The following is a 12,701-nucleotide window of genomic DNA, read 5'->3' on the forward strand; positions in this document are numbered from 1 at the left end:
TGTATGGACATCACCACCTTGCGGATCGTGGCGACGCTCGTTTCGTTCGCCACCTTCATCGGGATTCTGGTCTGGGCGTTCTCGCGTCGCCACGCGAAGGACTTCGAAGACGCGAGCCGATTGCCTTTCGAAGAGGACCGAGCATCATGAGCGACTTCACCAGCAACTTCTGGTCGCACTACGTGACCCTCCTGGCGGTCGGCGGCATCCTGGCCTGCGGATTGCTTCTCTGGATCACGGCACGCGTCAAGACACCGCCGGGAACGGACAACACCACCGGCCACGTGTGGGACGAGGATCTTCGCGAGATGAACAACCCGATGCCACGCTGGTGGATGGGGCTGTTCGTGATCACCATCGTGTTCGGGCTCGGCTACCTGGTGGCATTCCCCGGCCTTGGAAGCTACAAAGGCGAACTCTCGTGGAGCACCGAAGGCGAGTACACCAAAGACATTGCCAAGGCCAATGCCGAACTGGAGCCGGTCTACGCCGCCTTTGCGGCCCTGCCTGTCGAGCGCGTGGCGGGCGATCCGGGGGCAATGGCCATCGGGGAGAGGCTCTTTCTGAACAACTGCGCCCAGTGTCACGGCTCCGATGCGCGCGGCGGCAAGGGGTTTCCGAACCTCACCGACAAGGACTGGCTGCATGGCGGCATGCCTGACAAGATCAAGGAAACGATCACGCTGGGCCGCACAGGCATGATGCCGCCAATGGCAGAGGCAGTCGGCACGCCGGAAGACGTCAAGAACGTCGCCAACTATGTGCTGAGCCTCTCGCGCGAACCGCACGACTCCGTGCGCGCGGGCCTAGGCAAGAGCAAGTTCACGGTCTGCGCCGCCTGCCATGGCATCGGCGGGGTAGGCAACACAGCGGTGGGCGCACCCAATCTGACGGACAACATCTGGCTCCACGGCTATGGGCAGAACGCGATCATCTCGATCATCAACACCGGCAAGACCAACCAGATGCCGGCGCAGCAGGGGCGCCTGACCGAGGCGCAGATTCATGTGCTGACCGCGTACGTCTGGGGTCTGTCCAACAAGTCGGGCATCGCCCCCTGAATGCCAGCGCATGACCGATTCCGCGCCCGCATCGTCGTCGCCTGCGCGCAGGGTGATTCCCATCGCGGCGGAGGCAGAGGGCGACAGTCTCTATGCCGCGCATCGCAAGGTCTACCCGCGCGTCATTCGCGGCGTCTTCGCGCGGTGGCGCTGGGTCACGGTGTTCGCGACACAGCTGCTGTTCTATGGCTTGCCCTGGTTCGAATGGGGACAGCGCCAGGCGGTGCTTTTCGATCTGGGCGCGCGGCGCTTCTACATCCTCGGCCTGGTGCTCTATCCGCAGGACCTGATCTACCTGACCGGCCTGCTCGTGATCTCGGCGCTGTCCCTGTTTCTCTTCACGGCGGTCGCGGGACGGCTGTGGTGCGGCTATGCCTGCCCGCAGACGGTCTACAGCGAGATCTTCATGTGGGTCGAGCACAAGATCGAAGGCAATCGCATCGCGCGCATGCGCCTGGACAAAGGGGACTTCACGCTCGAGAAGCTCGTCAGGAAGTGGTTCAAGCACCTGGTCTGGCTGGGCATCGCCGTGTGGACCGGGTTCACCTTCGTCGGCTACTTCACGCCGATCCGTGACCTGGGCATGGAATTTCTGCAGACGCGCATGGGGGCGTGGGAACTGTTCTGGGTCCTCTTCTATGGCTTTGCCACCTATGGCAATGCCGGCTTCATGCGCGAACAGGTCTGCAAGTACATGTGTCCGTATGCGCGTTTCCAGAGCGCGATGTTCGACCGCGACACGCTCACCGTCAGCTACGACATCGAGCGCGGCGAGCCCCGCGGCAAGCATGCGAAGGGTGGCGACGCCCGCGCCCAGGGCTTTGGCGACTGCATCGACTGCTCGCTGTGCGTCGAGGTCTGCCCGACCGGCATCGACATCCGGCAGGGCCTGCAGTACGAGTGCATCGGCTGCGGTCTCTGTGTGGACGCGTGCAACACGGTGATGGACCGCATGGCGACGCCGAAAGGGCTGATCCGCTATGCCACCCAGAACGGTATGGCAGGACACTGGACACGCAAGCAGGTCCTGCGCCGCGTGTTCAGGCCCCGGGTTCTGGTCTATGCCGGCATCCTGGTAGCCCTATGCATCGGCCTTGTGGCCAGCCTGGTGGTGCGAACGCCCCTGAAGGTCGACGTGGTGCGAGACCGTGGCACCCTCGCACGCATCGCCGAAGGCGGCCGCATCGAGAACGTCTACCGCCTGCAAATCATGAACGCCACGGAGCGGCCGCAACGCTACCGGATCGAGGCGAACGGCCTGGAAGGCCTGGCCGTATCGCCCGCCGAGCCTGTCGAGGTCGGCTCCGCGCAGTCGAGGTGGATCGCGGTGCGCCTGCAGCTGCCCTATGGCAGTGCCACAGCCGGATCCCACCCGGTGTATTTCGATGTGCGCTCTGCCGACGGCAGTGCACGCGTGTCGGAAAAAGCCACCTTTCTGGTGCCACGCTGATTCTTGAAGGAGACGGACATGAACGACAACGCCCTCGCATCGTCGGAGAACGCGCCCTGGTGGCGATTCCCGCTGCTGTGGATGGTGATCGCGGGGCCCGTCGTCGTTGTCGTCGCCAGCTTCGCCACTCTCTGGATCGCCCTGAGGGTGCCCGATCCTGTGGTGGCCTCGGACTACTACCGCCAGGGCATCGAGATCAACAGGGCGCTCGCCGACAAGAAGCTGATGCCGGCGCTTGCTGGGCGCAACCATGCGGCAACGCCCGACGCGGATGTCCCCGCATCGAAGCGCTGAGAAGGCGTCGCGATCAGCAGCTCGGCGGATTGACGATGCGACGCAGCGCCTCGGCATCCAGGATCCGCAGGTTGCGCTGCTGGACATCGACGATGCCGTCTTCCGCGAACTTCGACAGCGTCCGGCTCACCGTCTCGAGCTTCAGGCCGAGATAGCTGCCGATCTCCTCGCGCGTCATCCGCAGCACCAGCTCGGACTGCGAGAAGCCGCGCGCATGCAGGCGCGTGACGAGATTCAGCAGGAAGGCGGCGAGGCGCTCCTCCGCCCGCATGCTGCCGAGCAGCAGCATCACGCCGTGATCGCGCACGATCTCGCGGCTCATGATCTGGTGGACATGGCGCTGCAACGCCGTCACTTCGCGCGACAGTTCCTCGATGCGGTCGAAAGGCATCACGCAGACCTCCGCGTCCTCGAGCGCGACCGCGTCGCAGGTGTGCTGGTTGTTGACGATGCCGTCGAGGCCGATGATCTCGCCGGCCATCTGGAAGCCGGTGACCTGGTCGCGTCCGTCCTCGCTCGCCACGCGCGTCTTGAAGAAGCCGGTGCGAATCGCATAGAGCGAGGTGAAGCGCTCGCCATTGCGGAACAGGGCTTCGCGCCGGCGGACCTTGCGGCGCGTGGCCACGAGGTCGTCGATGCGCTGCAGATCGCCCGGCGGCAGGCCGATGGGCATGCAGAGCTCGCGCAGGTTGCAGTTCGAGCAGGCGACCTTGGCTTTTTCGGTTTTCATGATGTATGTCGAGTTCGTCGCGATTCTGGGGCTGCGCAGGAGCCGAAGGTTTGACCCAGATCAAGAAACGCAGGTCGGCGCGGCGGCATAGTGGTTCATTGTCTGCACCTGTCCTGCGATGCCTTCCTCTCCTGCTTTCCGGTCCGTTCCCCCGTTGAACGCGGTGCCGTCAGGTGCTGTCCTGCACCGTTTCGACGTCACGGGTCCGCGCTACACCTCGTACCCGACGGCGGACCGCTTCGTGGAGGCGTTCAACGCGGACGACTACGCGCAAACGCTTCGCCAGCGCTCGGAGGCAGGCGCGCACGGACGGCCTTTGTCGATCTACGTGCATATTCCGTTTTGCGAATCGCTTTGCTACTACTGCGCTTGCAACAAGATCGTGACCCGCCACAAGGGGCGGGGGCGCGAGTACTTGGATTACCTGGCGAAGGAGATCGACCTGCAGGCGGCGCAACTCGGGCGAGGTGCCGTCGCCAGCCAACTGCACCTGGGGGGCGGCTCGCCCACCTTCCTGGACGACGCCGCACTCGGCGAGTTGATCGCCATGCTCGACAGTGCGTTCACGCTCGCCCCCCAACGGGAACAGTCGATCGAGATCGACCCGCGCACCGTGGACGAAACGCGTCTGCGCCACCTCGCCGGGCTCGGATTCAATCGCCTGAGCCTGGGGGTACAGGACTTCGACGCGCAAGTACAGAAGGCCGTGCATCGCATTCAGCCCGCCAGCCAGGTGTTCGACCTCGTGGCCGGCGCCAGGCAGCTTAGTTTCGGCTCGATCAATATCGACCTGATCTATGGGTTGCCGCGCCAGAACGCCGCATCCTTCGATCGCACATTGGCGCAGGTTTGCGAACTCCGGCCTGATCGCATTGCGCTCTATGCGTATGCGCACCTGCCGGATCGCTTCAAGCCGCAGCGCCGCATCGCCGAACAGGACCTGCCCGATGCCAGGGTCAAGATCGAGATGCTGTCACGCTCGATCACCGTGTTGACCGAAGCCGGCTATGTCTATATCGGCATGGACCATTTCGCGTTGCCCGAGGATGGCTTGGCGATCGCGAAGCGACAGGGGCGACTCCATCGCAATTTTCAGGGCTACAGCACCCAGCCCGACAGTGACTTGGTGGCGCTGGGCGTGTCGGCCATCGGCCGCGTGGGCGCGACCTACAGCCAGAATGCCAAGACGCTGGCGGAATACTGCGATCACCTCGACCAAGGGCGCCTCCCGGTTGCGCGCGGCTTGGCGCTCACGCGCGACGACGTGCTTCGACGAGCTGTGATCATGGCGCTGATGTGCCAGGGCCACGTCGATTTCGAGGCGATGGGGCTTGCGCACCTGATCGACTTCAGGCGGCATTTCGCGGTCGAACTCGCTGCCCTCGGGCCCTTGATCGCGCAAGGCCTGGTGTTGTTGAGCGACCACGACATCCAGGTCACGCCCCTGGGATGGTTCTTCGTGCGCGCCGTTGCGATGGTGTTCGACCGCTACCTGCAGGCCGATCGCAACCGCACGCGATTCTCACGGATCGTCTGACCGTGCAGGCCGCACTCGCAGGCACCGCATTGCTGATGGGCCTCGTGGGCGGCCCGCATTGCGTCGCAATGTGCGGCGCGGCTTGCGCGGGGGTGATCCGAATCGTCCGTGCGCCTTCCGGCGGGGGTGTCGCCGTGTTGCCGGCGAGTTCGCGAGGCCTCGGGGCCGCCTCGCTGGCCTTTCATGGCGGCCGCGTCGCGGGGTATGCAGCTGCCGGCGCCGTTGCCGCGATGGCGGGGCGGAGCCTCGAGCTGGCCGGCGAGCATGTCACGGCGCTGCGACCCTTGTGGGTGCTGCTGCATGCGTTGGTGCTGGCATGGGGCCTGATGCTGGCAGCACTCGGACGCCAGCCGATGTGGGCGCATGGTCTCGGCCGGTCGCTGGCGGCTCGCCTGCAGCCGTTGACCGGGTCCGCCGCCGGTGTGCTGGCGACCGGAGCGCTCTGGGTCTCGATGCCTTGCGGTTTGCTCTATTCGGCGCTACTGCTGGCAGGACTTGCCAACGACCCCGTCCAAGGGGGGATGGTGATGGCATTGTTTGCACTGGGCAGCGGCATTTCGCTGCTCTTGGCGCCTTGGCTCTGGGAGCACTTGCGCTCGGGCCTCAACGTGCGTCGCAGGGCGTGGGGCACGCGCGTCGCGGGGGGATTGCTCGCAGCCATGGCGCTGCAGTCGATCTGGATGGACCTGGGCCGGCAGATCGAAATCTGGTGCCGCTGAGTTCACCCTGAACTTTCGTGGGGACTCGAGCGATTCGATGTAGAGCAGGATGGATCGTGTCCGGGCGTCGTTCGCGAGATAGTCGAGCAGGTCGCCGAAATCGACGTCGCAATGGTCGCCGAGCGACACGAGGTGGGAAAGGCCGATCGCGCGGCGCCTGGCCCAGTCCAGCACTGCAGTCACCAGCGCGCCGGATTGGGACACGAAGGCCAACTCGCCCGGCAGTGCGGTCGAGATGGCGGATGGTCAATTGAGCCTCCAGAGAAAAAGACATCCTGCCCGCGGCAAAGCTTCGATCCCTTGACCGTCGTCAATTCAATGCGTGCGCCGAGTGCCAAGCTTGCGCACACGAAGGAGACCTGATGCGCATCCAGTTCCTCGGTGGTACCGGCACAGTCAGTGAATCCAAGTAGGGCTCGCACCATGGATTCCGATCGCTTGCCCGCGCGCACGCCCGACCCCTGGCTTTCAGCGACGATGGCGGTCGACGTCGCCCTTGTGTCACACGGATCTTCCGACGCGCTCGCGGCCCGGCAGGCCCGACGACTGGGCGAGTTGCTCGCTTCGTCGAGGCGAGGCTCACCGATGTATCGCCGCCTGCTCAAGGGGCGCGACCTCCAGCATGTGCGCCTGGAGGATCTGCCGGTGATGGGCAAGGCGGAGCTGATGCGCGACTTTGACGAATGGGTCACCGACCCCCGCGTGCGGCTCGACGAGTTGCGTCACTTCGTCTCGGATGTTCGACGGATTGCGCAACCTTTTCTCGGACGCTACGTGGTGTGGGAAAGCTCCGGAAGCACGGGCGAGCCTGCTTTCTTCGTGCAAGACGCCTCGGCGATGGCCGTCTATGACGCGCTGGAGGCCCTGCGCCGACCGGCGCTCAGGCCGCTGCAGAGGCTGCTGGATCCTTGGGGCCTGACAGATCGGATCGCCTTCGTCGGGGCCCTTGGAGGGCACTTTGCGAGCACCGTTTCGATCGAACGCCTGCGACGGATCAACCCCGCATTGTCGAGCCATCTTCGAAGCGTCTCCTTCCTGCAGCCGGTCGGGGACATCGTGGCGGAGTTGAACGACTATGCCCCCACCGTCATCGCCACCTATCCGACTGCCGCTGTCCTGCTGGCCGAGGAACGCATGAGCGGGCGACTTCGAGCGTCTCCGGGCGAAATCTGGACGGGGGGTGAGGATCTCTCGCTGGCCAAGCGTGAGTTCGTGCAGCGGGCGTTCGGCTGCCGGGTGGCCAACAGCTACGGGGCCTCTGAGTTCCTGTCGCTGGCGTCCGAGTGCGATCGGGGCCGTCTTCATCTCAACAGCGACTGGGTGATCCTCGAGCCCGTGGATGCTCAGGGACGGGCGGCGGCCGTCGGGGAGACAGGCGTCACGACGCTGCTCACCAACCTCGCGAATCACGTGCAACCCCTGATCCGGTACGACCTGGGCGATCGGGTCACCGTGCAGCCTGGGCGGTGCAACTGCGGCTCTTGCCTTCCAGTGATCGAAGTCCAGGGCCGCAGCGAAGACACCCTGCATCTGGGCGGTTCCGGCCCGGGTTCGGTGAGCGTGCTGCCCCTGGCACTGACCACGATGCTCGAAGAGAATGCCGGCCTGTTCGATTTTCAGCTGGTGCGGGAAGGCCCCTGCGACCTGCTTCTGCGCACCGGCCTGTGCGGCGCGGAAGCCGAACTGGCGCTGCAGCGAGCGCATCGCGTCCTCGACGAATTCCTGGCATCCCAGGGCGCCGTGGGCGTGCATGTCCATTGCCGCAGCGGCGAGCCCGGTCGCGCCGGCCGCAGCGGAAAGGTATTGCGCGTCTTGGCGGCGCCCTGACAAACAGCGCGGACGGCTCATCCGACCTTGCCGGCGGGGCCGGGAATGCGCTTGTAATCGCGACTATCGCAGCACGAGCACCGGCACGTCCGAGTTCGCAAGCACATGGGCGGTTTCGCTGCCCAGGACGGCACGTGTCAGCCCGATCCGTCCGTGCGAGGCCATCACGATGAGGTCGCTGCCGTTCTTCCGGGCGGCCTCGACGATGGAATCGGCCACCCGGTTGGACTTGACCATTGCCGTATTGATCCGTACGCCGCACGCTGTGGCGCGAATCTCGATGGCCGCGAGCATTTTCCTGGCGTGCTCCGCACGATCGCCCGCCATTCGGTCGATCTCCTCGGATTCGACGACGGTGGAGCCGTCCATGTAACTCTTGGGCTGGATTCGCACCACCGTGAAGGCTGTGAGCTCGGCCTCTTGCTCCGCCGCCAGATCGATGGCCTTGGCGACTGCCTTGTCCGCAAGCTCGGAGCCATCGGTGGCTACCAGGATTCGTTTGAACATGATCTTTGTTCCTCGAGAGTGATCTTCACAGGCTAGCCTTTGAAGGGCTTTGGTTGTTGATGAATATCAAGCGCGCGCTCCGTTTCGGACCGGGAGCAGTTTTGGCGATCTGGTGCGAGCCCGTTCGCGCCGGTTCATGCCCGAGCGATCGTGTCAAGGAGCACGGTCTGGATGACGCAGCGGTGGTTTTCCGTTCGGGGCGCCTCCTCGATGCGGCGACCCTTCGCAAACAGCGCCCATTCGGGTGAATGGGTGGCGTCGACAACGCAGCCCAGCTCGTTGGACGCCGGCGGACTCGTTTCGCTGAACTGCAGCGAAAAGCCCAGTTCCCGCGCAGCCGACAGGAACATGCTGCTGCGCGGCGTCAGCGGATCGCCGATGAAAAGCAGGTTCGTCCGCGAGTCAGGAGGGGACCGGAGTTCGCACAGCGTCAACAGGTCCGCGAGTGCCTTGGCAGGGTGGTCGTCCCGGCCGAGACCTGCGTAGACCGGAACGCAGGCCTCCATTTCGATCCTCTGGATCGTGGACGGTGGAAGGGTGTCGCAGTCGATCGCGTCGTACATGCGTCCCAGAAGGCGTGCCAGGGATCCGATGTCGGGCTGCTTGGAGACATCCGTCTCGAACCGGACTTCCGCGACGCGCGCGCCAAGGTCCTGGGCCGCACGATGGAGAGGCGACATCTCCCGCCCTGACGGCGTGGTGAGAAGCAAGGCCAGGTTCTTGCCGCGAAGCGCCTTGCGGGCTCCTGCCCCATGCGCATCCGTGCGGAGGCGACGGGCCGTAGCGAAGATGGCGGCAGCTTTTCCGGCGCCCAGTGGCTCGTCCGACGACCAGAGCGGGGAGGAAGGGATGGCGGCGTTCACAACTGCAACGGTATGGCTTTGGCTGGCGCCGAGCTTGACGGGCGTCAACAAATCGTTGTCCGCCCTCGTCGTTGCAGTCCGGACACAAACCATTCACCCGCTGTTACCGAGACCCCGGTTGCGTTGGCGCTTCATTTGCACTCGGTTCCTAAGCTCAGTCCATCGAAATGCAAGGAGCGAGCGATGACTGCAGTGACCAGCCTACCGAAGTGCCCGGGTTCAGCTGTCGGACGGATTTCCGACATGCTGCAGCTTCTTCAGGACAGCGTGCCGCTTCAGCGGCGTATCGTCCACGCGGGCGAGTCGGTGTATCAGGTGGGGCAGGCCTTCGGGTCGCTGCACATCGTGAATTCCGGCTACTTCAAGATGGTCAATCTGTCGGGGGAAGGCCGCGAGCAGGTGGTCGGCCTCTACTTCAAGGGCGATTGGCTCGGTCTCGACGGCATCGCGACCTCGCAGTACGCTTGCGATGCAGTGGCCATGGATACCGGCGAGGTCTGGTCGATCCGCTACGACGCACTGATCCAGGCCGCGGTGCGTACGCCAGCGCTGCTGACCGCGCTTCACGAAGCGATGAGTCGCGAACTGACGCGCGATCACGAGTCGATGTTGTCCCTGTGCACGCTGCCTGCCGATGCGCGGGTCGCGGGCTTCCTGCGCTACTGGGCCGACGCGCTGTCGCAGCGCGGTCTGCGCACCGACCAGTTCACGCTGCGCATGACGCGTGCCGAGATCGGCAACTACCTGGGCATGACGCTGGAGAGCGTCAGCCGGGCATTGTCCCGTCTGGCGCGAGGCGACGTGATCCGCTTCACGGAAAAAGGCCGACGTGACATTCACATCCCGCAGGTGGATGCGCTCACGGCCTTCATCCAGCGGACGGTCACGCCGATGGCCAGCGCGCTTCACTGAGCGACTTTGAGCACCTTCGCGATGGCCCGCTCCAGTTCCTCCCGCGTGAAGGGTTTGCGCAGCAGCTCCCGACCCAGGGGCTCGTCGAGCAATTCCCCGGAGTAGCCGGACATCAACAGCACGGGGAGCCGCGGCAGCAGCGCACGCGCCGCATCCACCAACTCGGTGCCGCGAAGGCCCGCGCCGAGCAAGATGTCCGTGAGCAAGAGGTCGATGCCCGAATCGGTTGCCAATACGCCCAATGCCTCCTCGCCGTCGGCGCAGGCGATGACCTCGCAGGCGATGGCGCCCAGGAACTTTCCGACCACGCTGCGGACCTCTGGATCGTCCTCCACGAGCAAGACGCGCAGCCCTGGAGGAATCTCGCTCGCCAGGGATTCGAGATCCTCGTCGCACGCAGCGTCGCCTTCGACCTGCGGCAGGAAGATCGTGACGGTCGTTCCCTGGCCGGATGCGCTCGCCAGACTGACAGCGCCGTGCGACTGCTTCGCATAGCCGTAAACCGTGGAGAGTCCGAGCCCCGTGCCGCGGCCGGACTCTTTCGTCGTGAAGAAAGGTTCGAAAGCGCGCGCCTTGATGGCTTCCGGCATCCCGACCCCTGTGTCGGAAATGGCGATCGCAACGAACCCATGCGCGTCCGATTCGTCCGGTTGGGGTGCCAGTTCATCGGGCAAGGCCGGCACCGCCCGACAGGTGAACGACAGCGTTCCACCCTGTGGCATGGCATCACGCGCGTTGATGGCGACGTTCAGGAGGGCGGATTCGAGCTGTACCGGATCGGCCATGCAAAGCACGTCCTGCGCATCGAGGGTGATCGTGATGCGCTGGTCCAGCGTACGCCGGAGCATGTTCGTCAGTGAGTGCAGCAGCGCGGCTACGTCGACGATCGTGGGCTGGAGCACCTGGCGCCGGGAGAATGCGAGCAACTTGCCTGTCAATTCCGCACCGCGCCGGGTGGCGCGCGCCGCTGCACTGACCACTTGCTGTACCAAGGGATCGCCCGCGTAGGCCGGCGTGTCCTCCAGCACCTGAAGATTGCCCGAAATCACCGTGAGCAGGTTGTTGAAGTCGTGGGCAATGCCGCCCGTCAATTGGCCGACGCTCTCGAGGCGCTGGGCATGGTTGAGCGCGTCTTCACTGCTCTCGCGCTGCAGCACGGTGGCGAGCATGCTCGACAGCGACCCGAGGAAACGGACTTCATCGTCGCCGAAGCGCTGGGGTGTGCGCGAGCGGACCGCCAGCGTCCCGATGGTGCGGCCCCGATCCGCCAGCGGCACGGAAAGCTCGCACACCATGCCGGCGCTGATGTACTGGGGCGGAATTCGAAAGCGCTGCTCCTGCGCGTAGTCGGCCATGAGCACCGGCTCGCCGTGCGCCACCACGTGGCCGGACGGAGATCCCGGCTCATTGGGAATCCGGTCGCCGATCGACTCCTCGGGCAGCAGCCCGACGCCGGCGACGATGCGGAAATCCGTGCCGCTCGGCTCCAATAGCAGAATCTTTGCCAACTCGACCTGCAAGGCGTCCGCCGCGATCGCCGGAACGAGCTCGAGCAACTTCCTCGAGTCGCGCGCGTCCACTGCGTGCCGCCCGAACTGCGCGAGGTATTCGGCGTAGCGGGCGCGCTGCAAGGCCTGCTTCACGCGCGGATAGGCGCCCACGCCGCGGATCGCGGCCACCACGTAGGGCAGGCCGTGGTCGTGCAGCGGACTCAATGCGATCTCCACCATCACTTCGCTGCCGTCGCGGCGCTTGGCCACCAGTTCCATCTGCGTTCCCATCGGGCGCGACCGAGGATGGTCGGCATAGGCATTGCGGTAGGAGGCGTGGCGCGGGCGGATGGCGTCCGGCACCAGCTCGTCCACTGAAAGACCCACCAGCTCTTCCTCCGTATAGCCCAGGAGATCCTGGGCAGCGGGATTGGCAAGGCCGATCACGCCTTGCAGATCCACCAGGAGGAGGGCGTCGGGATAGGCGACGAAGAGCGAGCGGAAGACATCTCCATCGTCGAAGCCGGGAACAGCAGGCTCGGCAGGCATCACGCCGCCTCGACCTTCGGGATCAGGATGTAGCCCGCGCCGCGGACCGACTTGACGATCTGCGGGTTGTCGGGGTCGGCCTCGATCTTCCGACGCAATCGTCCGATCTGGACATCGATCGTGCGGTCGAAGGGGCCGCCGTCGCGGCCGCGCGTGTGCTCGAGCAGGAAGTCGCGCGACAACACTCGCCCCGGATGAGTGACCAACGTGTTCAAGAGATCGAATTCCCCCGTGGTCAGTGCGACCTCCTGCCCGTGCGGATTCAACAGTCGCCGCGCCGCAGTGTCGAGCTTCCACTCGGCGAAGCGCAGCAACGTGGGCTCTGCCGTCACACGGGTCGGAGCGAACTCCGAAGGCGCCAGGCGGCGCAATACCGCCTTGATGCGCGCGACGAGCTCTCGCAGATCGAAGGGCTTGGTGACGTAGTCGTCGGCACCGACTTCGAGCCCGACCACCTTGTCGACCGCGTCACCCCGCCCGGTGACGATCACCAGGCCGCAACGCCAATGCTCCCGCAGCTGGCGTGCGATCGCAAAGCCGTCTTCGCCGGGCAGGCCCAGGTCGAGCAACACGAGTGTGGGCGCGTCGCGCGACATCAGTTCCATGAGCGCGACGCCCGAATGGACCTGGGTCACGCGAAAGCCGTGGCCCGCCAGGTAGGTGGCAAGCAGCTGCGTGATATCCGCTTCGTCGTCGAGGACGGCAAGGTGGGTGGGGGTGGTCACCAAGCCATGTTAGCGCCTGTGTCTGCCGCCTCGCAAC

At 65.2% G+C, this 12,701-nt stretch carries 13 protein-coding genes and 1 pseudogene; 8 read left to right on the forward strand and 6 right to left on the reverse strand.

The window, feature by feature from the left end; genetic code table 11:
- Positions 1-3: 3 nt before the first annotated feature.
- From AC1D3B_RS12550 to AC1D3B_RS12565, 4 genes are read left to right on the forward strand one after another with little or no spacing between them, the layout of a single operon-like run.
- Complete coding sequence (locus AC1D3B_RS12550; RefSeq protein WP_478191002.1) at positions 4-150, forward strand: cbb3-type cytochrome oxidase subunit 3; 147 nt, start codon at positions 4-6, stop codon at positions 148-150.
- Positions 147-1,061: a cytochrome-c oxidase, cbb3-type subunit III gene (ccoP, locus tag AC1D3B_RS12555; protein ID WP_478191003.1), complete on the forward strand. Its 915-nt coding sequence runs from the start codon at positions 147-149 to the stop codon at positions 1,059-1,061. The genes AC1D3B_RS12550 and ccoP overlap by 4 nt, the downstream gene beginning before the upstream one ends.
- 10 nt (positions 1,062-1,071) lie before the next feature.
- On the forward strand, positions 1,072-2,511 hold the full coding sequence (gene ccoG / locus AC1D3B_RS12560; protein ID WP_478191004.1) for a cytochrome c oxidase accessory protein CcoG: 1,440 nt from the start codon (positions 1,072-1,074) through the stop codon (positions 2,509-2,511).
- 18 nt (positions 2,512-2,529) lie between these two features.
- Complete coding sequence (locus tag AC1D3B_RS12565; RefSeq protein WP_478191005.1) at positions 2,530-2,805, forward strand: FixH family protein; 276 nt, start codon at positions 2,530-2,532, stop codon at positions 2,803-2,805.
- A gap of 13 nt (positions 2,806-2,818) precedes the next feature.
- Here AC1D3B_RS12565 and fnr read toward each other — a convergent pair whose 3' ends face one another.
- Entirely contained in the window at positions 2,819-3,535 is a 717-nt protein-coding gene (gene fnr / locus AC1D3B_RS12570) for a fumarate/nitrate reduction transcriptional regulator Fnr (protein ID WP_478191006.1), read from the reverse strand.
- A 154-nt stretch (positions 3,536-3,689) separates the two neighbouring features.
- On the opposite strand from fnr, the gene hemN reads away from it, so the two are divergent.
- Positions 3,690-5,072, forward strand: a complete 1,383-nt coding sequence (gene hemN / locus AC1D3B_RS12575; RefSeq protein WP_478191181.1) for an oxygen-independent coproporphyrinogen III oxidase — start codon at positions 3,690-3,692, stop codon at positions 5,070-5,072.
- A 2-nt stretch (positions 5,073-5,074) separates the two neighbouring features.
- Positions 5,075-5,791: a sulfite exporter TauE/SafE family protein gene (locus AC1D3B_RS12580; RefSeq protein WP_478191007.1), complete on the forward strand. Its 717-nt coding sequence runs from the start codon at positions 5,075-5,077 to the stop codon at positions 5,789-5,791.
- Positions 5,792-5,800: 9 nt separating this feature from the next.
- Here AC1D3B_RS12580 and AC1D3B_RS12585 read toward each other — a convergent pair.
- Positions 5,801-6,031, reverse strand: a pseudogene (locus AC1D3B_RS12585) (acetyl CoA synthetase); the annotation flags it as partial.
- Positions 6,032-6,214: 183 nt separating this feature from the next.
- Here AC1D3B_RS12585 and AC1D3B_RS12590 point away from each other — a divergent pair.
- On the forward strand, positions 6,215-7,618 hold the full coding sequence (locus AC1D3B_RS12590) for a phenylacetate--CoA ligase family protein (protein ID WP_478191008.1): 1,404 nt from the start codon (positions 6,215-6,217) through the stop codon (positions 7,616-7,618).
- A 63-nt stretch (positions 7,619-7,681) separates the two neighbouring features.
- Here AC1D3B_RS12590 and AC1D3B_RS12595 read toward each other — a convergent pair whose 3' ends face one another.
- Together AC1D3B_RS12595 and AC1D3B_RS12600 are read right to left on the reverse strand one after the other, a co-directional pair.
- Complete coding sequence (locus AC1D3B_RS12595; RefSeq protein WP_478191009.1) at positions 7,682-8,125, reverse strand: universal stress protein; 444 nt, start codon at positions 8,123-8,125, stop codon at positions 7,682-7,684.
- Between the two features lie 134 nt (positions 8,126-8,259).
- A complete protein-coding gene (locus tag AC1D3B_RS12600) occupies positions 8,260-9,036 on the reverse strand; it encodes a Rossmann-fold NAD(P)-binding domain-containing protein (protein ID WP_478191010.1) in 777 nt (258 codons plus the stop codon).
- A gap of 195 nt (positions 9,037-9,231) precedes the next feature.
- On the opposite strand from AC1D3B_RS12600, the gene AC1D3B_RS12605 reads away from it, so the two are divergent.
- The gene (locus AC1D3B_RS12605) at positions 9,232-9,900 is read left to right on the forward strand and encodes a Crp/Fnr family transcriptional regulator (protein WP_478191011.1); all 669 of its coding nucleotides are present in this window, start codon (positions 9,232-9,234) and stop codon (positions 9,898-9,900) included.
- On the opposite strand, the gene AC1D3B_RS12610 is transcribed toward AC1D3B_RS12605, so the two are convergent.
- Both AC1D3B_RS12610 and AC1D3B_RS12615 read right to left on the reverse strand, forming a co-directional pair.
- Complete coding sequence (locus tag AC1D3B_RS12610; protein ID WP_478191012.1) at positions 9,894-11,939, reverse strand: PAS domain S-box protein; 2,046 nt, start codon at positions 11,937-11,939, stop codon at positions 9,894-9,896. The genes AC1D3B_RS12605 and AC1D3B_RS12610 overlap by 7 nt on opposite strands.
- Entirely contained in the window at positions 11,939-12,664 is a 726-nt protein-coding gene (locus AC1D3B_RS12615) for a winged helix-turn-helix domain-containing protein (RefSeq protein ID WP_478191013.1), read from the reverse strand. The genes AC1D3B_RS12610 and AC1D3B_RS12615 overlap by 1 nt, the downstream gene beginning before the upstream one ends.
- Positions 12,665-12,701: the final 37 nt, after the last annotated feature.

This window comes from Variovorax sp. P5_A3 (assembly GCF_056400665.1).